15 protein-coding genes are annotated in these 21040 nt (G+C 74.4%); 3 read left to right on the top strand and 12 right to left on the bottom strand.

Going from position 1 to position 21040, the window contains the following annotated elements:
* Positions 1-205: 205 nt before the first annotated feature.
* Complete coding sequence (locus KYY02_RS20890) at positions 206-1324, bottom strand: glycerate kinase (RefSeq protein WP_371240113.1); 1119 nt, start codon at positions 1322-1324, stop codon at positions 206-208.
* Between the two features lie 645 nt (positions 1325-1969).
* Between KYY02_RS20890 and KYY02_RS20885 the strand changes: the two genes are divergently transcribed.
* Positions 1970-2473, top strand: coding sequence for an NUDIX domain-containing protein (locus KYY02_RS20885; protein WP_371240059.1), 504 nt, complete (start codon positions 1970-1972; stop codon positions 2471-2473).
* A gap of 59 nt (positions 2474-2532) precedes the next feature.
* Complete coding sequence (locus KYY02_RS20880) at positions 2533-3258, top strand: SIR2 family NAD-dependent protein deacylase (RefSeq protein WP_371240057.1); 726 nt, start codon at positions 2533-2535, stop codon at positions 3256-3258.
* 8 nt (positions 3259-3266) lie between these two features.
* On the opposite strand, the gene KYY02_RS20875 is transcribed toward KYY02_RS20880, so the two are convergent.
* The 3 genes from KYY02_RS20875 to KYY02_RS20865 form a co-directional block, all read right to left on the bottom strand.
* Positions 3267-3749, bottom strand: coding sequence for a methylated-DNA--[protein]-cysteine S-methyltransferase (locus KYY02_RS20875; RefSeq protein ID WP_371240055.1), 483 nt, complete (start codon positions 3747-3749; stop codon positions 3267-3269).
* A 22-nt stretch (positions 3750-3771) separates the two neighbouring features.
* A complete protein-coding gene (locus KYY02_RS20870) occupies positions 3772-5241 on the bottom strand; it encodes an AlkA N-terminal domain-containing protein (protein WP_371240111.1) in 1470 nt (489 codons plus the stop codon).
* 68 nt (positions 5242-5309) lie between these two features.
* On the bottom strand, positions 5310-7262 hold the full coding sequence (locus KYY02_RS20865; protein ID WP_371240053.1) for a heavy metal translocating P-type ATPase: 1953 nt from the start codon (positions 7260-7262) through the stop codon (positions 5310-5312).
* A gap of 34 nt (positions 7263-7296) precedes the next feature.
* Here KYY02_RS20865 and KYY02_RS20860 point away from each other — a divergent pair, with 34 nt between their 5' ends.
* A complete protein-coding gene (locus tag KYY02_RS20860) occupies positions 7297-7656 on the top strand; it encodes an ArsR/SmtB family transcription factor (RefSeq protein WP_371240051.1) in 360 nt (119 codons plus the stop codon).
* Here KYY02_RS20860 and KYY02_RS20855 read toward each other — a convergent pair.
* The 8 genes from KYY02_RS20855 to KYY02_RS20820 form a co-directional block, all read right to left on the bottom strand.
* Complete coding sequence (locus KYY02_RS20855) at positions 7637-8491, bottom strand: DUF72 domain-containing protein (RefSeq protein ID WP_371240049.1); 855 nt, start codon at positions 8489-8491, stop codon at positions 7637-7639. The two genes, KYY02_RS20860 and KYY02_RS20855, sit on opposite strands and share 20 nt — an antisense overlap.
* Positions 8492-8532: 41 nt before the next feature.
* A complete protein-coding gene (locus KYY02_RS20850; protein WP_371240047.1) occupies positions 8533-12450 on the bottom strand; it encodes a glycoside hydrolase family 2 TIM barrel-domain containing protein in 3918 nt (1305 codons plus the stop codon).
* 365 nt (positions 12451-12815) lie between these two features.
* Positions 12816-14114, bottom strand: coding sequence for an RICIN domain-containing protein (locus tag KYY02_RS20845; protein WP_371240045.1), 1299 nt, complete (start codon positions 14112-14114; stop codon positions 12816-12818).
* A gap of 730 nt (positions 14115-14844) precedes the next feature.
* Positions 14845-15357, bottom strand: coding sequence for an O-acetyl-ADP-ribose deacetylase (locus KYY02_RS20840; RefSeq protein WP_371240043.1), 513 nt, complete (start codon positions 15355-15357; stop codon positions 14845-14847).
* Positions 15354-16763 carry a phytoene desaturase family protein gene (locus KYY02_RS20835; protein ID WP_371240041.1) on the bottom strand — a complete coding sequence of 470 codons (1410 nt, stop codon included), beginning with the start codon at positions 16761-16763 and terminating at the stop codon, positions 15354-15356. Before KYY02_RS20835 ends, KYY02_RS20840 begins: the two co-directional genes overlap by 4 nt.
* A 99-nt stretch (positions 16764-16862) precedes the next feature.
* Complete coding sequence (locus KYY02_RS20830; RefSeq protein WP_371240039.1) at positions 16863-17708, bottom strand: inositol monophosphatase family protein; 846 nt, start codon at positions 17706-17708, stop codon at positions 16863-16865.
* A gap of 100 nt (positions 17709-17808) precedes the next feature.
* Positions 17809-19638, bottom strand: a complete 1830-nt coding sequence (locus KYY02_RS20825) for a gamma-glutamyltransferase family protein (protein WP_371240037.1) — start codon at positions 19636-19638, stop codon at positions 17809-17811.
* A gap of 67 nt (positions 19639-19705) precedes the next feature.
* Positions 19706-21037, bottom strand: a complete 1332-nt coding sequence (locus tag KYY02_RS20820; RefSeq protein WP_371240035.1) for an MFS transporter — start codon at positions 21035-21037, stop codon at positions 19706-19708.
* Positions 21038-21040 lie beyond the last annotated feature (3 nt).

Raw genomic sequence — 21040 nt, 5'->3', positions numbered from 1 at the left:
CGCCACCCGGCTCGGTCGGCTGAGGAGGGACCGCCGGACCCACCGGTGACGCGACCGAGCCGCGATTCGGCCGCGGCTCGGGAGGCCTCGTCCGGCCCCGCCCGTCCAGCCGTCCGGCGTTCGGGGACCGGGCCCGTTCGGGGCCGGAAGGGGGCCCGAGGGCGCAGCCTCCAGGGCCGGGAAGGGGCGGAGGAGGGCTCCGGCCTCAGCTCAGGAAGTCCCGCGCGATCCGCTCCGCCGTGCGTTCCAGGACCGGTCCCGCCTCCGCGATGCACTTCGCCACGTCCGGTTCGAGGTCCGTCAGGGCGTACGCCCGCCGGATCCCCGCCCGCCCCAGGACCTCCGGCGGCAGCGCGAGCCGTCCGCACACCGCGACCACCTCCCTGCCCGCCGCGCGCGCCGCCGCGGCGACACCCGCGGGGGCCTTCCCGTGCAGCGTCTGCTCGTCCAGGGACCCCTCCCCCGTGATCACGAGATCCGCCCGCTCCAACGCCGGCGCGAAGCCGAGCACGTCCAGCATGACCTCAATGCCGGGACGGAACCCGGCGCCCAGCAGCAGCGCGCCGAACCCGATGCCGCCCGCCGCGCCCGCCCCCGGAGACGCGGCGCACGCGGCGGCCTTCGCACCCGCCACCCCCTCCAGCACCTTCACGAAGTGCGCGAGCGCCGCGTCCAGCGTCTCCACGTCCTCCGGCGAGGCCCCCTTCTGCGGGCCGTACACCGCCGGCGCCCCCTGGGGCCCGGTCAGCGGATTGTCGACGTCACTGGCGAGCACGAACTCCACCGACGACAGCCGCGGGTCCAGTCCGGACAGATCCGCCGACGCCAGCTCCGCGAGCCCTCCGCCTCCCGGCGCCACCGGCTCGCCGTCCGCCGTCACGAACCGCGCGCCCAGCGCGGACAGCATGCCCGCACCGCCATCGGTGGTGGCGCTTCCGCCCACCCCGAACACGACGCTCCGCGCCCCCGCGTCCAGCGCGGCCCGCAGCAGTTCCCCCGAGCCGTACGTCGACGCCGTGAGCGGCGCGAACACCCCGGCCGGCAGCCGCTGCAGCCCGCTCGCCTCGGCCATCTCCACGACGGCCGTGTCACCGCGCAGCGCGTACGCCGCGGTCACCTCGTCCCCGAGGGGACCGGCGACCCGCACCTCCCGCCGTTCGAACCCGGCCGCGACCGCCGCGGCCACGGTGCCGTCGCCGCCGTCGGCCACCGGCAGCGCCTCGACCTCCAGGTCCGGTACGACCCGGCGCAGCCCGGCCGTCACCCGCCCGGCGACCTCGACGGCCGTCAGCGACCCCTTGAACTTGTCCGCGGCGACGAGCACCCGCTGTGCCGACCGCGTCGTACGAGTGCCGCTCCCTGCAGCGTCCGCCACTTGCATTCCCCTCGTTCTCCGGGCCTCGCGCACATGTCAAGGCCAGTCGCGCCGCTGTGACCTTAACCGTCGGGCACGGCGGCCGCCATGCCCTGCCCAGCCCGTGGAACAGCCCGTGGAACCACCCCGGACCGGGTAGACCGGGTCCCATGGGCACTGTGCACACGGGGCCGGGACTCGCCGACCGCGTCCTCGGGGGCCGGCTGGGCCGGATCACGGGCAACATGCTCGGCAAACCGGTGGAGCAGGGCGAGGTGTGGACGCGTGAGCGCATCGACCGCTACCTGCGGCGGACGGACGCCCTCCCCCTGACCGACTACCTCCCCGGTCCGCCGACCGGGAGCGAGGGCCTCGACCTGCGCCCCGAGTGGCGGTCCTGCGTCCGCGGCCGCGTCCACGGCAGCTGCCGGGACGACGACGTCGACTACGCGATCCTCGGCCTCGGCCTGCTGGAGACCCACGGCTTCGCCTTCAGTACCGAGCAGGTGCGTGCGCCTCCGGCGTCGTCCGGGCACCGACGTGTGCTGCCGTGCGCCCCGCGGGCCCGGCTCCGTCCCCGCGGCGGCGCCCGGCGCCGCGGTTACCCTTCCGGGCATGACCACCACCGAACCCGTCCAGGACTACGCCGCCTACATCGCCTCCCTCCCCCGTGTCCTCGCCGGCGCCGCCGTCCTCCTGCGGGACGCGCAGGGGCGGGTGCTGCTCGTCGAGCCGAACTACCGGGAGGGGTGGGTGCTGCCCGGCGGGACGGTCGAGTCGGACGACGGGGAGAGCCCGCGGGAGGGGGCGCGGCGGGAGACGGCCGAGGAGATCGGGCTGGACCGGAAGCCGGGGCGGCTGCTGGCGGTGGACTGGGTGCGCGGGCCGGGCCGGCCGCCGGTGGTGGCGTACCTGTACGACGGTGGCGTGCTCGGCGCGGACGACCTCGCGGCGATCCGGCTGCAGGAGTCGGAGCTGCTGTCCTGGCGGCTGGTGCCGCGCGGGGAGCTGGCCGAGTACCTCCACGGCTCCCTGGGCCGCCGGGTGTCGGCCGCGCTGGACGTCCTCGCCGAGGGTTCGGGCACCGCGGAGCTGGAGGACGGGTACCGGGTGCGCTGAGCCGACGCGGGGCGATATCCGCTCGCCGGGCCGGTGCCCCGCGGCCTACCCTCGGCCGCATGAGCAAGCCTCTCGTCGCCCTTCTCACCGGTGCCGGTGTCAGCACGGACTCCGGCATCCCCGACTACCGCGGGCCGAACGGACTGTGGCGCCGTGATCCCGGGGCCGAGAAGCTCGTGACGTACGAGTACTACATGGGCGACCCGGAGATCCGCCGCCGCTCCTGGCGGATGCGGCGCGCGAACTTCGCGCTCGCCGTCGAGCCGAACACCGCGCACCGCGCCGTGGTCGAGCTGGAGCGCTCGGGCGTGCCGGTGCGGGTGATCACGCAGAACGTGGACGGGCTGCACCAGCTCGCCGGGATGCCGGACCGCAAGGTGCTCGAACTCCACGGCACGGTGCGGAGCGTGGTGTGCACCGAGTGCCGTGCGCGGGGTTCGATGGAGGACGCCCTCGCCCGGGTCGAGGCCGGTGAGGACGATCCGCCGTGTCCGGAGTGCGGCGGCATCCTCAAGCCGGCGACGGTGATGTTCGGCGAGCACCTCGATCCCGTGGTGCTCGGCGAGGCGGCGGCGATCAGCAAGGCGTGCACCGTGTTCGTCGCCGCGGGCACCAGCCTCCAGGTCCACCCCGCCGCCGGACTCGCGGAGGTGGCCGCCGGCCACGGAGCCCGCCTGATCGTCGTCAACGCGGAGCCCACCCCGTACGACGACCTCGCCGACGAGGTGATCCGTGAGCCGATCGGCACCTCACTGCCCGGGCTGCTGCGCCGGATCGCCGCCTAGAACGCCGCCTAGAACAAGGCGGTTCCGCGTTCGAAGTCCAGCAGGCGCTGTTTGCGCTCCAGGCCGCCGCCGTAGCCGGTGAGGCCGCCGCTCGCGCCGATGACGCGGTGGCAGGGCACGATGATGCCGACCGGGTTGCGGCCGTTGGCGAGGCCGACCGCGCGGGAGGCCTTGGGGTTGCCGAGGGTGTCCGCGAGTTGGCCGTAGGTGCGGGTCTCGCCGTAGGGGATGCACGCCAGCTGCTCCCAGACCCGGCGTTGGAACGGGGTGCCGTGCAGGCGGAGTTCGAGGGTGAACTCCTTCAGCTCGCCCGCGAAGTACGCCTCCAGCTGTTCCTCCGTCTCGGCGAAGGGGGTGTCGTCGGGGGCTCCGAAGGCCTCCTCCGGTGGGCGGTGGCGCTGATCGGTCATGTAGAGGCCGCACAGGACGCCGTCGTCGGCGACGAGCGTCAGCGGGCCGTAGGGGCTGTCGGTCACGGTGTGCTGCTTCATCGGCTTGGGGTCCCTGGTTCCTTCATGCCGGCAGGAAGTTGACGGGGTGGCTGTCCGTCGCCCACAGGTACTGGACCGCGTACGCCCGCCAGGGCCGCCAGGCCGCCGCGCGTGCGGTGAGGGCGGCCGGGGTGGAGGGCAGGCCCAGTTCGCGGGCGGCGCGGCGGACGCCGAGGTCGGTGGGGAGGAAGGCGTCGGGATCGCCGAGGGCGCGCATGGCGATGACGTCGGCCGTCCAGGGGCCGAAGCCGGGGAGGGCGAGGAGCAGGGCGCGGGTCTCGGGCCAGTCGCTGTCGGCGCCCAGGTGGAGGTCGCCGTCGGCGAGCCGACGTACGAGCGTGGTGAACGTGGTGCGGCGGGTACGGGGCATGGCGAGGGTCTCGGGGTCGAGCTCGGCCAGCGCTCCGGGGGACGGGAAGAGGTGGGTGAGGCCGCCCTCGGGGTCGTCCACCGGTGTGCCGTGCGCGGTGACCAGGCGGGCCGCGTGGGTGCGGGCGGCGGCCGTGGAGACCTGCTGGCCGAGGACGGCCCGGACGGCGAACTCCGCCGCGTCGACCGTGCGCGGCACGCGGCGGCCGGGTGCCTTGTCGACGAGGGGTGCGAGGACCGGGTCCGCGCGCAGCTGCTCGTCGACGGCGACCGGGTCGGCGTCCAGGTCGAGCAGGCGGCGGCAGCGGCTGATGGCGACGGTGAGGTCGCGGGGGTCGCCGAGGGAGAGGCGGCAGGCGATGTGGTCGGGGTGCGGGGTGAGCGCCACGACGCCGTGGCCGTACGGCAGGCGCAGGGTGCGCCGGTAGGCGCCGTCCCGCCACTCCTCCACGCCGGGTACGGCGGTCGCGGCGAGGTGGCCGAAGAGGTTGCCGGGGTTGAGCGGGGCGCGGAACGGCAGGCGCAGGCAGAGCACTCCGGGGGTGGTGAGGGGGGTGTTCCCCGGTGCCCGGGTGCGCAGTTCGCCCGGGGCGAGCGCGTAGACCTCGCGGACGGTGTCGTTGAAGGCGCGGACGGAGGAGAAGCCGGCCGCGAAGGCGATCTGTGCCATCGGCAGGTCCGTCGTCTCGATGAGCAGCCGCGCGGTCCGGGCGCGCTGGGCCCGGGCGAGCGCGAGGGGGCCCGCGCCCAGCTCGGCGAGCAGTTGGCGTTCGACCTGCCGGGTGCTGTAGCCGAGCCGGGCGGCGAGACCGGGCACGCCCTCGCGGTCGACGACGCCGTCGGCGATCAGCCGCATGGCACGGGCCACCGCGTCGGCCCGCTGGTCCCACTCCGGTGAGCCGGGGCTGGTGTCGGGCCGGCAGCGTTTGCAGGCCCGGAACCCGGCCTGCTGGCAGGCCGCCGCGCTCGGGTGGAAGACCATGTTCCCGGCCTTGGGCGGAACCACCGGGCAGCTGGGCCGGCAGTAGATGCCGGTGGTCAGGACGGCGGTGAAGAACCAGCCGTCGAACCGCGCGTCCTTCGACTGCACGGCGCGCACGCAGCGCTCGGTGTCGGTGTGCATCCCCTTCTGCATGCCTCAAGGATCGGGCACGGCCGGCATCCGGGTCTGGCAGGAATCCGACATCGACGTCACGTGTCCTGCGGCTGCCCGGATCGCCAGGCCGACTCGCGGAGCAGCCGCAGCCCGTTCAGGCCGACCAGCACGGTGGAGCCCTCGTGGCCGGCGACGCCGAGCGGCAGGGGAAGGTGGCCGGTGAGGTCCCACAGGACGAGGCCGGTGATGGCCGTGCCCGCGATGACGAGGTTCTGCACCACGAGCCGGCGGGCGGTGCGGGAGAGCCGCACGACCGCGGGGACGGCCGCGAGTTCGTCGCGTACGACGACCGCGTCCGCCGTCTCCAGGGCCAGGTCGGAGCCCGCGCGGCCCATGGCGATGCCGGCGTGGGCGGTGGCGAGGGCGGGCGCGTCGTTGACGCCGTCGCCGACGAAGAGCACCTTGCGGCCGGCCGTCTGGAGGTCCCGTACGGCGTGCGCCTTGTCCTCGGGGAGGAGGCCGGCGCGGATGTCCGTGAGGCCGGTCGCGGTGGCGACGCGGGCGGCGGCGTGGACGTTGTCGCCGGTCAGGAGGGTGGGGGCGGCGCCGGTGAGGGTCGTCAGGGCGGAGGCGGCGGCCGGGGCGTCGGGGCGGAGGCGGTCGGTGAGGGCGAGGGTTCCGACGGGGGCGCCGTCGCAGGTGACGCGGACGAGGGTCTCGCCGTGCTCCGCCTCCGCGGGGTCGGCGCGTCCGACGGTCACCACGGTCCCGTTGACCGTGGCGGTGATGCCGCGGCCGGGTGCGGCGGTGAACTCCGTGGCGGGGGCGAGGGGCAGGCCGCGGTCCTGGGCGGCGCTCACCACGGCGCGGGCCAGCGGGTGCTCGCTGGAGTGCTCGGCCGAGGCGGCCAGGGCGAGGAGGGCGTCCTCGTCCAGGCCGGAGCCGGGCAGCGGGCGCACGGCGGTCACCTCGGGGGCGCCCTCGGTGAGGGTGCCGGTCTTGTCGAGGGCCGTCGCGTCGATCTCGCCGAGGCGTTCCATGGCAACCGCCGACCTGACGAGGACGCCGTGGCGGCCGGCGTTGGCGATGGCGGAGAGCAGGGGCGGCATGGTGGCGAGGACGACCGCGCACGGCGAGGCGACGATCATGAAGGTCATGGCCCGGAGCAGGGCGTCGGTGAGGTTCTCGCCGAAGGCGAGCGGGACGCCGAACACCGCGAGGGTGGCGACGACCACGCCGACGGCGTACCGCTGCTCGATCTTCTCGATGAAGAGCTGGGTCGGCGCCTTGGTGCGGGAGGCCTCCTCGACCAGGGCGACGATGCGGGCGATCACCGAGTCCTCCGGGTCGCGGCCGACCCGGACGCGCAGGGCGCCGGTGCCGTTGAGCGTGCCGGCGAAGACGTCGTCGCCGGGGTGTTTGACGACCGGCAGGGACTCACCGGTGATGGTGGCCTGGTCGGCCTCGCTCACGCCGTCCAGGACGGTGCCGTCGGCGCCGATGCGTTCCCCGGGGCGGACCAGCAGGACGTCGCCGACGGCGAGTTCGGCGGTGGGCACGGTCTCCTCGCCGCGCTCGGTCACACGGGTCGCCGTCGTGGGCGCGAGGTCGAGCAGACCGCGTACGGAGTCGGCGGTGCGGGCGGTGGCCAGTGCCTCCAGGGCGCCGGAGGTGGCGAAGATGACGATGAGCAGGGCGCCGTCGAGGACCTGTCCGATCGCGGCGGCGCCCAGCGCGGCGACGATCATCAGCAGGTCGACGTCGAGGGTCTTCCCGCGCAGTGCGCGCAGTCCCTCGAGGGCCGGTTCCCAGCCGCCGCACGCATAGGCGACGGCGTACAGGGCCCCGCCGGCCCAGGACGGCGCACCGCCGAGATCGGCGGCGAGCCCGGCCAGGAAGGCGACGAGCGAGGCGAGCGCCCACCGCGCTTCCGGGAGGGCGAGGACACGGGTGCGGCGGCGCGTCGGCGGGGCGTCGGCGGACGACCGGGGCGCGGGGGCGAGAGTCACGGACACCCGGCCACCATACAGGAACACATGAAGACTCATTCATGCGTTCATATGCGATGAGTAGGATGTCCGCATGGGTCATGGAGCCGTCATCCCGCGAGACGACGCCGAGCGGGTTCGCCTGGACGCGGACAACGTCGCGAAGGTCGCCACCACGCTCCAGGCCCTGTCCACGCCCTCCCGGCTGCTGATCCTCGCCCGGCTGCGCGAGGGCCCGCTGCCCGCCACGGAGCTGGCGGCGGAGGTGGGCATGGAGCAGTCGGCCTGCTCGCACCAGCTGCGGCTGCTGCGCAATCTGGGCCTGGTGGTCGGCGAGCGCCGGGGCCGCTCCGTGGTGTACGCGCTGCACGACGACCATGTCGCCGGACTGCTCGACCAGGCCGTCTACCACGTGGAGCACCTGCGGCTGGGGATCAGCGACACGGCCGGGTGAGCAGCTCCCGCATGGTCTCGGCGGCGCGTACGGCGGCGTCCGCGCAGCAGTTGTTGAACAGCACGTGCAGCTCGTCCGTCCGCTGTGCCGCGCGGCGCAGCCGGGGGACCCAGGCGGCGAGCTCGGCCGCGTCGTAGTCGTGGCGGAAGCGGTCCTCCTTGCTGCCCCTCCCCCACGCCCTGTTGCGGCCGTGGAACCGCACGACGGCGAGGGCGGGGCGGCTGACGGGCGCGACGGGCGGCAGGGAGCCGGTGAGCCCCTGGGCCATGTCCACGCCGACGGCCGTCGCGTCCAGCGCGGACAGCAGCGCGAGGGTGTCCTCGGCACGCCCCGCCTCCCACCACGCCGGATGCCGGAACTCGACGGCGAGCGGCCAGCCGGCCGTGCGCTGCGCGCACTCCTCCAACGTCCGCTCGGCCGGGGCGCCGGGCGCGAACCAGGGCGGGAACTGGAACAGTACGGCGCCCAGCCGCCCGGCCGCGCGCAGCGGCTCGACCGCCTCCGCGAACCTCCCCCACACCTCGTCCAGCAGGGCGCCGTCCACCGGCCGGTCCCGCAGGTCGGCGGGGAGCGCCTGCGGCCGGGTGGGGTGGCCGGTCAGCAGCGAGAACGCCTTGACGTCGAAGCGGAACCCGTCCGGCGTGCGCTCCACCCACAGCTCGCTGTTGCGGCGGCGGGGCAACGCGTAGTAGCCGGAGTCCACCTCGACGACGGGCAGCCTGGAGGCGTAGTGCCGCAGCCGCCCCTCGGCGCCCCGCCGGCCGCGCGGGTACCAGCCGCTCGCCACGAGCATGCGGTCCGTCCACGAACAGGCCCCGACCAGAATGTCACCCATGGGAGCCCGGTTACCCCGGGCTCCCGGGAGTGTGTCCTCCCCTACTCGGTCGCCGTGGGCCGGCGCGAGGCCGCCGTCGCCCCGTCCACGTCCGACAGCGGGCGCAGGCGGTAGGTGTACGCGTAGTCGCGGTCGGCGAAGAGCTTGAACTCGTCGTGGGTGTGCGCGCCCCAGCTGTCGTCGCCGCCGACGCCCATCTGGCGGTGGTTGACCCGCAGGACGACCGCGTCCCGCGGCGTCAGCTGGTAGTCGTGCCGGACGCCGGCCGACAGGTCCTCGGGGGTGAAGTGGGAGGCGTTGATCTCCAGGAGGGGTTCGCCCGACACCAGCAGGCCGCGCCCGCCGCCGTCGGTCAGGGCGGCCCAGCGGACGTCGGTCCTGTTGCCGTTCTCCTGCGGGCGGATGTAGGGGGTCCACTGGCCGGCCACGGTCGACCTGTGACGGCCCACGTCGGTACCGGTGTTGCGGTCCCAGTGGTTCTCCTCGGGGCCGCGGCCGTAGTAGTGCAGGCGGTCCAGGCGGCGCGGCAGGAACAGCAGCGTGCCGACCTCCGGGATGTACGGCAGGTTCGCCGCGCCCGGGTGCAGGGTGTTGTCGACCTTGATCTCGCCGTTGCCGAACACCGTGTAGGCGGTGGTGTACGCCGACTCCACGGTGGTGGGCAGCGTGCCGCGGACCGTGATCTCGACGGCCCGCCCGCCGAGGGCCCGCACGGCGACGTCGGTGACCTTCCGCCGGGCGCCGGCGTCGCGCCAGGTCCGGTTGCGGATGTGCTGGCCGTTGCCGCGGTCGTTGTCGGTGGGCGCCCGCCAGAAGTTGGGCACCGGCCCGGAGGTGATCAGGCGGGCGCCCATCGCCTCGTAGGAGGTGATGGTGCCGCTGCCCTTGTCGACGGTGACCGAGAAGCCCTTGCCGGTGATCCGGACGTCCCTCTCGCGCTCCTCGTGGCGCAGGGCCGGGACGCGCGACAGGGGCACCGGGGTCACGGCCGGGCTCGCGGCGCCGAGCGGGAGCTGTTGCCGGGCCACCTCGAAGCCCGCCTCGGCCCACTTCGTGGACTCCCGTGTGGTGAAGGAGAGGTGGAGGAAGTACTCCGTACCCGGGGCCGGGTTTTTCGGCAGGCGCACGGGCAGGGTGATGTCCTTCCCGGACAGCGGCGGCACGTCCAGCTGGTCCCGGGTCAGCCGTCCCCTCCGTACGACCTCGCCGTCGGCGACGAGCTCCCAGCGCCCGTCGAAATCGCGGAGGCCGGTGAACAGGTACTCGTTGGTGAGGGTGACCGCGCCGGGGGCGCCGCCGTCGAAGGTGCGGGCGGCGCCGATCGCCTGGTAGACGCGCTTGACCTCGGCGGCCTTGCCGGTGTGGCCGCGGTCGGCGGTGACGATGCCGTCCGCGAGGAAGGCCCCGTCGTTGGGGTTGTCGCCCCAGTCGCCGCCGTAGGCGAGGAACCTCCTGTCCGGGGGCCGCTTCGTCACGGCCTCGACGGTGGCGGCGTCGAACCAGAACCGCACACCGTCGTCGCCGGGTCCCCGGTCGTCCGAGGCCAGTTCGGCGGCGGTGAGGGCACGCGCGTAGACGCGGGCGCGGCGGACAGTGCCGCTGAACTCCCGGGTCTGGTTGTCGGCGTCGGACGCGAGGGCGAGCGGCGCGGTGGTGCTGCCGGGGCGCCGGGTGGTGGTCCGGGTCCCCCTCACCGCACCGTCGGCGTACAGGGTCAGCGTCCCGGTGTCCGCGTCGAAGACGCCCGCCACGTGGTGTTCGCGGCCGGTCCAGTCGTCCGGCAGCGTCCAGCTCGCGGTAATCCACTGACCGCCGGAGTGGATGAAGAACTCCAGGGTGCCGTCGGTCTGCTTGAGCGCGTACTGGGTGTCGCCCTTGGTGAGGACGGGCTGGTGGTAACCCGTCACGCCGGGGGTGATCCACGCCTCCAGGGTCAGCGAACCCGTGAGGTCGAGGCTGTCGTCGCGTTCGAAGACCGTGATGCCGGACAGGCCCTTGTCACGGTCGAGGCCGCCGCGGGCGGCGAGGATCTCGCCGCGCAGGCCGGCCGGTCCGGCCTCGGTGAGCAGGGTGCGGGCGGGGACGGGCGCGTAGAGGGACTGGTCGGCGAAGTCCCAGATCCAGCCGCCCTGGAGGACGTCGTGGCGGCGGACGACGTCCCAGTACTTCCTGAAGTTGCCGTTGGAGTTCCCCATCGCGTGGGAGTACTCGATCATGACGTACGGCCGGGTGTCGGCGGTGTCCTTCGCCCGCTGCTCGACACGCGCGGGGCTCTCGTACATCCTCGAGCGGATGTCGCTGATCCCCGGCCGGTCGTCGCCCTCGTACTGGATGACGCGGGTGGGGTCGTAGGAGCGGATCCAGTCGTGCATGGCGGTGAAGGTGGTGCCGCCACCGGCCTCGTTGCCGAGCGACCAGATGACCACCGAGGCGTGGTTCTTGTCGCGGTGGACCATGTTCCGGGCACGGGCGACGCAGGCCGCCGTCCACTGCGGGTGGTCGCCCGGGTACTCGGAACGGACGCCGTGGGTCTCGAGGTTGGTCTCGTCGACCAGGTAGAGGCCGTACTCGTCGGCGAGTTCGTACCACAGCGGGTTGTTGGGGTAGTGCGAGGTGCGGACGGAGTTCATGTTCATCCGCTTGATGAGCGTGATGTCCTCGACCAGGTCCTCGCGGGTGAGGGCGGTGCCGCGGGCCGGGTGCATCTCGTGACGGTTGGTGCCGCGGAAGGAGACGGGCTTGCCGTTGATCCGCATCAGTCCGTCCTCGATGGCGAACTCGCGGAAGCCGACGCGGTGGGACAGGGTCTCGACCACCTCGCCGGCCGGGTCGCGGAGCCTGAGGACGGCCGTGTAGAGCTCCGGGTGCTCGGCCGACCACAGCCGGGGCTCCGGTACGGCCTTCGAGGCCCGTACGGTGACGTCCTCGCCGGCGCCGGCCGTGCCGAGGTCGGCGCTCTGCTCGAGCGGACGGGACCAGACGGCGTGCCCGCGCGCGTCGTACAGCCGGGTCTCGACGGTGTACCGGCCCGCCCCGTCGCCGCCGTACGCCCGCACGCTCGCGGTGACCGCCAGTTCGGCCTGTGTGTACGTGCCGTTCAGCGGGGTGTCCAGCTTGAAGTCGCGCAGGTGCACGGCCGGGGTGGAGTACAGGTAGACCGAGCGGAAGATGCCGCTCAGCCGGATCATGTCCTGGTCCTCCAGCCAGTCGCCGTCGGCGTAGCGGTACACCTCGACGGCGATCTGGTTGGTGCCGGACCTGAGGTGGTCGGTGATGTCGTACTCGGAGGGCGTGTAGGAGTCCTCGTCGTAGCCGACCAGTTCGCCGTTGATCCACACGTAGTGGGCGGACTTGACGCCCTCGAAGTGGAGGAAGGTGCGGCGGCCCGTCCAGTCGCGCGGGACGGTGAAGGTGCGCCGGTACTGGCCGACCGGGTTGTACCGGGTCGGGGCGGCGGGCGGCCGCGGGTCCTCGCCGCGGCCGTTGGGACCCCAGTACGGATAGGTGATGTTCAGGTAGACGGGGAAGTCGTGGCCGTGCAGCTGCCACACGGACGGGACCGGGATGGTGTCCCAGTCGCCGTCGTCGGTGTCGGTGCGGTGGAAGTCGGCGTCCCGGTCCTCGGGACGGTCGGCGTAGGCGAACTTCCAGGTGCCGTCGAGGCCGATCCGGTAGGGCGAGCGGGTGCGGTCGGCGGCGAGGGCCTGGCGCACGTCCGCGTACGGCATGAGCGTGGTGTGTGGCGGCTGGGTGCCGAGCCGGAAGACGCCGAAGTCGTTCCACTCCGGGGGCGCGTCGGCCGCCGCCCGCCGGCCGGCCGCGTGCGCGGCGACGGGCGAAGCGGACAGGGCGAGGGCGCCGAGCACGGCGGCGCCGGACTCCAGGAGGCGTCGGCGGCTGACGACCGGCGGTCCCCCGTGGGGGGACCGGCCGGCGGGGGACGTGTGCGGGTGCGGCATGACCGTGGCCTTCCTCGGTACGACAGAGCACTGCACGGACTGAGGGCACGTCGGACTCCTCCTCGACGCGCCGCCGAGGGAACGGCGTCGCGTCAAGGAGGGGATCACAACTGCTGGTGACGGAGCGACTACCGAGCCAGCCACACCCTAGGACTCGGACACAAACGAAGCAATGACCTCGTCGGACTCTGTTCGTTCCTGGTGGTTCGACCGGCGCCTCCGGGTGTCCCCCGTCCGGAACGGCCCGGTCGCGCCACGGACGTGCACCCGTCTCCCCGCAGCCGGAGGGTGCCTCACGGCGCCCCGTACGGCGCCGGTCCGCGGCGGTGAGGAGTCACCGGCGCGGGAGCGCCCGGGGGACGGGATCAGCCGCGCCGCCAGGTCTGGTTGGCGGTGCCGGTGCAGGGCCACAGCTTGACCGGCGTGCCGTCGGCCTCCTTGCCCCACCACACGTCGACGCACTTGTCGCCGGCCTTGAGCGACACCAGGTCCTCGGTGCTGTTGATCTTGAACTTCTGTCCGCTCGACCCGTCGCACCGCTGCAGCAGGACGGCCGTTTCCTTCTCCACCGACCCACCGTCCAGCCCCATGCACAGGTCCTCACCGATGCGCAGGGTCCTGTCGGTGTTGTGGAAGGACCAGGTCTGGGTGCCTGCCGAGGCTCCACAGGGCTGGATGACCAGTTCCGCCCCGGCCCTCCGGGAACTCGCGGTGAGGCACTTGCCGGTGTCGGCGCTGACGATCCGGGCGGTGGCGACGGTGACCGTCGTGTCCGCCTTCCTCTCGGCCTGCCGGACCGGCTCCTTCGCCGCGTCCTCCTCCTTCTTCCCCTCCGTGACGGCCTGCGGGCTTGCGCCGGTGACGGAGCCGGAGCCGTCCGGGGACGCCTTGCCGTCGCCCTTCGCCTCCTCCTTGCCGCCCTCCGCCCTCCTCCCGTCCTCCGTCTTCCTCCCGTCCTTCTCGTCGTCGCCTTCCCCGCCCTTCGACGAGTCCGCCGGAGCGTCGTCCTTCGAGGGCTCCGCGGCGTAGACGCCCGGCTGCTGCTGTTCCTCCCGACCGTCGAGCAGCGCCCGGGAGTCGGCAGCCGCGTCGGCTCGTCCCCCGGGTCGCTCGTCGCGGTCGCCACCGGTCATGACCAGCAGCGGTACGGCGAGCAGGATCACCCCGGCGATCCCTGCGGCGGCCAGCACGGGGGCCTTCGGCCGCCCCGGCGCACCGTCGCCGTCGCCGCTTTCCCTCCCGGCCCCGCGGGCGCCGCCGAGTGCGGCAGCCAGTCCGGACGAGGAGGCTGCGGTGCGGGCCGACGTGGCGGTGCTCGCCGCCGCCTCCGGCCGTTCCCCGCGGTCCGTGCCCGGTTCCGCGGCCTCTTCCCGCGCCTTCGGCCCGTTCGCGGCCGAGGCCGTCCCGGCCCCAGCGGTGGCGGTGGCGGTGGAGGGGGTTTCCGTCCCGCCCCGGCCGGTCCCGTCGGCCCTCGCGGCGCCTTCGACGACGGCGGCGGTGGCGCTCGCGGTGGCCGCGCCGCGGCGCGGGGCGGGCCGCAGCACGGCCTGCTCCACGTCGTCGCCCACCGGGGACAGCACCACCGCTCGACGGACCGGTGACCCGCCGTCGGTGCCGGCCGGACGGGCGGACTCGCCGCCGACCGGCCTGTTCTGCCGTGACATTGCTCGTTCTCCTTCGGTCTCACGGTTGTCCGCCGCATGACGGCCGCATGCTCGCGGCGCCCTGCGGCCGGGGCGCGGTGCCGGGTGCGGAACGCCCCAGGCCTCCCCCTGGGGGGACGGGCACGACACGGTCCGGGGCGGTCGCCCCCTCAGCGCCCGGCGGTCGGCTGTCCGCCCGGCCGGGGGTACGGCTCCGGGCCGCAGGGGAACGGATGGGCCGGCCTCGCGCCGTCCCCGTTCCCACCGAGCACCACAGCGCGCGTGGCGCCGCGTCCTCGCCTCCACGACGACGGAATCGGATCGGTTCACGGCCACTGCGGCACCGTAGTGGGGTCAGATGACCGGCAAGGCGTCCGGGACGTCACCCCACCGGCCCCCGCGCGTCTCCTCCTGGTCATCTTCTCGCCGTCCCACGGCACGCCGACGGGTCCCGCCGGTGGCGCGACCGGGGCCGCGGCGGCCTCGGCGCCCGCCGGGCGGCACTGGCGACGAGCAGCACGAGGACGGCGGTGGGGAAGGGCCGGGCGGCGGTGCCGTGCCGGTGTCCTGACTGCACGGGATCTCCTTGGGAACGGGCGACTCGTCGTGAGCCGACTCCGTCACTGCTTGGGACGTGCGGTGGGGACACCGGGTTCACAGGCGGGCCGGCCGCCGGGGGCGTCCGCCCCCGCCAGGGGCGCGCGGCGACCGCACCGCTGCGGGGGCCTTCGCGAACCCGCCCTGGTTCCCGTCAGCCGAGTCGCCGGGCGAACGCTTCGTACGCCCGGTCGTCGAAGAGGACGAACCTGACCTCTTCGACGGCGGTCGGCGTGTTCCGCACCGTCTCCACCGCGATGCGGGCCGCGTCGTCCATCGGCCACCGGTACACGCCGGTGGAGATCGCCGGGAACGCGACCGTCCGGGCTCCCAGCTCGTCGGCCACGCGCAGCGACTCCCGGTAGCAGGAGGCGAGCAGCGCGGGATCGCTGTCCGGTCCCTGGTGCACCGGGCCGACGGTGTGGATCACCCAGCGGGCGTCGAGGCGGCCCGCGGTGGTGGCGACCGCCTGTCCGGTGGGGAGGCCCTTGCCGTACCGGGAAGCCCGCAGGGCGCGGCATTCGGCCAGGATCTCCGGCCCGCCCCGGCGGTGGATCGCGCCGTCCACGCCTCCCCCGCCGAGCAGGGACGAGTTGGCCGCGTTGACGATCGCGTCGGCGCTGTGGTGGGTGATGTCGCCCTGGACGAGCGTGATCGTGGTGGTCATGTCCGGCGCAGCCTCCTCCACACGGCCTTCGCCGCGTTGTGTCCCGACATGCCGTGCACACCGGGGCCGGGCGGGGTGGCCGACGAGCAGATGAACACGGCCGGATGCGGGGTCGCGTAGGGGAACAGGGAGAGTCCGGGGCGCAGCAGGAGCTGGAGTCCGGAGGCCGCGCCGGAGGCGATGTCGCCGCCGACGTAGTTGGCGTTGCGGGCGGCGAGTTCGGGCGGTCCCGCGGTGGCGCGGGCCAGGACGCGGTCGCGGAAACCGGGGGCGTAGCGCTCCAGTTGGCGCTCGATGGCGTCGGTGAGGTCGCCGGTCCAGCCGTTCGGCACATGCCCGTAGGCCCAGAATACGTGCTTGCCGGCCGGGGCCCGGGTGGGGTCGGCGACGCCGGGCTGCACGGTGATGAGGAAGGGCGCGTCGGGGGCGCGGCCCTCGCGGGAGACGGCGCGCAGGGCGGCGGCGATCTCGTCGCTGTCCGCACCGATCTGCACGGTGCCGGCCGTACGGGCCTGAGGCGCGGTCCACGGCACGGGGCCGTCCAGCGCGTAGTCGATCTTGAAGACGCCGGGACCGTAGCGGTAGTTCGCGTAGTGGCCGCCGAAGCCCGCGATGCGGGCCAGGGCGGTGGGCGAGGTGTCGAAGACGTACGCCCGAGCCGGCGGCAGGTCGTCGAGGCGCTTGACCTCGTAGTCGGTGTGGATGCTGCCGCCGAGGTCCTCGAGGTACGCGGCGAGGGCGTCGGAGACGGCCTGGGAGCCGCCCCGGGCGACGGGCCAGCCGCGGGCGTGCGCGGCGAGGGCGAAGACCAGCCCGACGGCGCCGGTGGCGAAGCCTCCGAGGGGGGCCATGACATGGGCGACGAGGCCGGCGAACAGGGTTCGGGCCCGTTCGTCGCGGAAGCGGCGCGTGAGCCACGTCGACGGGGGCAGGCCGACCAGGCCGAAGCGGGCGAGGGTGACCGGGTCGCGGGGCAGCGCGGTCAGCGGCAGCGACATGAAGTCGCGGGCCAGGACGTCCCACTTGGGCAGGAAGGGTTCGACAAGGCGGCGGTAGGCGCCGGCGTCGCGCGGCCCGAAGGAGGCGGCCGTCTCCCCGACCGACCGGGACAGCACGGCCGCCGTGCCGTCCGGGAAGGGGTGCGCCATGGGGAGTTCCGGGTGCAGCCACCGCAGTCCGTAGCGTTCCAGGGGCAGGGCGCGGAACGCTGGTGAGCTGACGGCGAGGGGGTGGGCGGCGGAGCACGGGTCGTGGCGGAAGCCGGGGAGGGTGAGCTCCTCGGTGCGGGCGCCGCCTCCGACGGTGTCCTTCGCCTCGAACAGGGCCACCGAGAAGCCGCGCCGGGCCAACTCGACGGCAGCGGTCAGCCCGTTCGGCCCCGCGCCCACCACGACCGCATCGAGCATCGACGGCACCTTCGGACTCCTTCGTCAGCCGACGGCCACTGGGGGATCAGGATATGCCGGGCCGCCGGCGCTCTCCCGGGGCCTCCGGCGGGGGCGGTGTCAGGCTCCGTCCGCCAGCAGTTCCACCACCCGGCGGGCCGTGGCCGCGTCGCGGGCCGCGGTGAAGGGCAGGGTGTTGCCGCCCCTGATGTCGAAGGGCTCGCCCGTGCGGGTGAGGTGGGCGCCGCCCGCCTCCTCCACGAGGAGCAGACCGGCCGCGTGGTCCCACGCGGCTTCCCAGCTGAACGCGGTCGCGTCGGACTCGCCGCGGGCGATGGCCAGGTACTCCAGGCCGGCCGAGCCGCAGTCGCGGGGCGCCACGCCGTCCGTCCACAGGCCGAGCAGGGCGCGCTTCTGCTCGTCCGTGGTGTAGTCCGGGTGGGAGGTGGCCACGCGCAGATCGCGGCCGGGTTCCGGGGAGCCCGCGCGCAGCCGCTCGCCGTCGAGGTGCGCGCCCCGTCCCCGTACGGCCGTGGCGAACTGGTCGCGGACGGGGGCGTAGGTCCAGGAGGCGTGCACGACTCCGCCCCGTGCGAGGGCGACCAGGGTGCAGAAGCCGGTGTCACCGTGCACGAACTGGCGGGTGCCGTCGACGGGGTCGACGATCCACACCGGCGCCTCGCCCCGTATCGCCTCGTACGACGCCGGATTGGCGTGCACCGCCTCCTCGCCGACCACGACCGAACCGGGCAGCAGGGCGGCGAGCGCGTCCGTGAGGTACAGCTCGGCGTTGCGGTCGGCGTCCGTCACCAGGTCGTGCGGGCCGGCCTTGAGGTCCACCTCGTGGTCGGCGAGCCGCCGCCAGCGGGGCACGATCTCCTTCGCCGCGGCCTCGCGGACCAGTTCCTCCACGTCGGAGGTGTGCCGGGCGAGAAACTCGTCGATGGTTTCGTTGTTCTCGATCATGTCTCCATGAGAGCACGCGCCACCGACAATCCCCACCCGTCCGGCGCACTCCCGGTGGAATCGGGATGAAAACGTGGTGCCCGCCCGCGGCGCCGTGGGCTCAGCGGCCCACCGCGTAGCCCTGCTGGCCGCGCGGGTTGGCCGCCGCGGAGAGGACGCCGGTGGCCGGGTCCCGGGCGACGGCGCAGAGCCGGCCCTCCGACCAGGCGTCGCCGACGATCACCTCGTGGCCGCGGCGGCGCAGCTCCGCCACCACCGCCGGGTCCGTGCGGGACTCGACGGTGACGCTGCCGGGGCGCATGCCGCGCGGGTAGAAGGAGCCGGGGAAACTGTCGTTGTGCCAGTTGGGGGCGTCGACGGCGCCCTGGAGGTCGAGCCCGCCGCGCACCCGCTCGCGCAGGGCGACCGCGAGGAGGAAGTGCAGCTGCCACTGGTCCTGCTGGTCCCCGCCGGGCGTGCCGAACGCCATGACGGGCACCCCGTCGCGCAGGGCCACGGACGGGGTGAGGGTGGTGCGGGGGCGGCGGCCGGGGGTGAGGGTGTTGGGGAGGCCCTCCTCCAGCCACGTCATCTGCAGCCGGGTGCCGAGCGGGAAACCCAGTTCGGGCACGACGGGGTTGGACTGGAGCCAGCCGCCGCTGGGGGTGGCCGCGATCATGTTGCCCCAGCGGTCGACGACGTCCAGGTGACAGGTGTCGCCGCGGGTGCCGCCGTCGGCGGAGACGTCGGGTTCGCCGGACACGGGGGACGTGGGGCTCCTGGCGACGGTGGGCTCGCCGACGCCCATCGGACCGGCGCCGGGCTCGTCGGTGGCCACCACGCGCGCGTGGGCGCTCAGCCGGGGGGTGCGCCCGCCGGGGCTGCCGGGCCGCAGGTCGTAGGAGGCGCGGGGGCCGATCCTGGTCCGCCGCTCGGCGTTGTACCCGGCCGACAGCAGGTCGCCGAGCGGCACCTCGGCCGCGTCCCCGTACCAGGCCTCGCGGTCGGCCATGGCGAGTTTGCAGCCCTCGATCAGCAGGTGCAGGTACTCGGCGGAGCCGTAGCGGGGCAGTTCCGGCGGCAGCAGGGCGAGTTGCTGGAGCAGGACCGGGCCCTGGCTCCAGGGGCCGGCCTTGCACACGGTCCAGCCGTTCCAGTCGTACGTCACCGGGGTCTCGTAGGTGGCGGACCAGCCGGCGAGGTCGGCGGCGGTCAGCGTGCCGGCGTGGCGCTCCCCGCTGGTGTCCATGGTCGGGCGCCCGGCCTGCCGGACCAGCGCCTCGGCGACGAACCCGGTCCGCCACACCTCCCGCGCGGCGTCGATCTGCGCCTCCCGGTCGCCCGCCCCGGCGACCTCGGCGAGCAGACGCCTCCAGGTGGCGGCGAGGACGGGGTTGCGCAGCAGCTCACCGGGGCGCGGGGGCCGGCCGCCGGGCAGGTACACCTCGGCCGAGGATGTCCACTCCGTCTCGAACAGTTCGCGTACGGTCTCGACGGTCCCGCCGACGCGCTCCACGGGCGGGTGCCCGTCCTCGGCGTACCCGACGGCGTACTTCAGGACGTCGGCGAGGGCCTTGGTGCCGTGGTCGCGCAGCAGGAGCATCCAGGCGTCGAAGGCGCCGGGCACGGCCGCGGCGAGCGGCCCGGTGCCGGGGACGAGGTCCAGACCGAGCCCCTTGTAGTGGGCGACGGTCGCCCCGGCCGGGGCGACACCCTGCCCGCACAGCACCCTCACCTCACCGCCGGCCGGTGCGAGCAGGATCGGCACCTCACCGGCCGGACCGTTGAGGTGCGGTTCGACGACGTGCAGGACGAAGGCTCCGGCCACGGCGGCGTCGTAGGCGTTGCCGCCGTCCTCCAGCACGGCCATCGCCGACTGCGAGGCCAGCCAGTGGGTGGAGGACACCATGCCGAAGGTGCCCTGGAGGGTGGGGCGGGTCGTGAACCGCATGTCTCACCTCGGTGTTCGCGCGAGCAGGCGACGTCGTCGAACCGTTCGGTCCTGAACAGTCGGCAGGCTACCGATCGGCACCGATGTCCTCGTGGTCCGGCGGGGACCCGATGTCCTCGTGGTCCGGCGGGGGTCCGGTGCCCTCGGCGGCGCGGCGGCGGGCGTCCTCGTCGGTGCGGGCGTCGTAGCTGATGAGCCTGGGCAGCGCGGCGGCGAGCAGGCCCACCGCGGCGACGCAGGCGAGGCCGCCGGTCCAGATCGCCGGGCGGGCGCCGGTCCAGCCGGCCATCGCCCCGGCGCGGACCTGACCGAGCTGGGGGCCGACGCTGTAGGAGAGGACCTCGATACCGGCGAGCCGGCCGCGCAGCCGGTCGGGGATGGTCTGGTTCCAGATGGTCGAGCGGCCCAGACCGCTCAGCATGTCCCCCGCTCCCGCCAGGCCGAGGAACACCAGCACCAGCCAGACGTTCGACGTCCAGCCGGCCGCCGCCATGGCCAGGCCCCAGCCGGCGGCGCCGAACACCACCAGCAGGCCGTGCCGCTGCGTCCGGGAGACCCAGCCGCTGGTCAGGCTCAGCAGCAGCGACCCGACGGCGCCCGCCGAGTACATCAGGCCCAGCGCCCAGTCGGCGTCGAGCTCGTCGGCGAGGAAGGGGAAGACGGTGTTGGGGAAGGCGAAGAACATCGCCGCCAGGTCCACCGTGTACGTGCCCAGCAGCACCGGCCGCGACCAGGCGTACCTGGCCCCTTCGGCGATGCCGCGCAACGACGGCTTGGCGGCGTGCTCGACGGGCGGCACGGGCGAGAGCCGGCGGCACATCAGGACCGACGCGCAGAAGCAGACCATGGTGGTGGCGTAGGCGGGGACGTTGCCCGCGTACGCCACCACGAGTCCGGCCAGCGCGGGTCCGCCGATCGCGCCCGCCTGCCAGCGCAGGGCGTTGAGCGCGGCCGCGGCGGCGAGCTGCTCGTGCGGGACGATCCGGGCCAGCAGCGAGTCCAGGGCGGGGCGCTGGAGTCCGGCGAGTGCCGCCACTCCGGCCGCCACCACGTACAGCGGCCACAGCATGGGGCGCGGCAGCAGCGCGTTCAGCAGCAGGACGAGGGCCAGCAGTCCGAGGCCCGCCTCGGTGAGCACGATGACCTTGCGCCGGTCGACCGCGTCCGCGAGTGCCCCGCCGTACAGGCCGAAGACCACCAGCGGCACCAGTTCGACGGCGCCCATCGCGCCCACCGCGAGCGGTGAGCCGGTCAGTTCCTTGATCTGGAGCGGCAGCGCGATCAGTGCCATCACGCTGCCGAGGTAGGTGACCAGACCCTGCACCCACAGGAGGCGGAAGTCGCGCGAGGAGCGCCAGGGCGTGAGGTCGGGGAGCACTGCACCGAGCTTATTGATCATGGT

Source organism: Streptomyces pimonensis (genome assembly GCF_041380215.1).
GTDB lineage: Bacteria > Actinomycetota > Actinomycetes > Streptomycetales > Streptomycetaceae > Streptomyces > Streptomyces pimonensis.
This window is presented reverse-complemented; position numbering and strand designations above follow the sequence as displayed.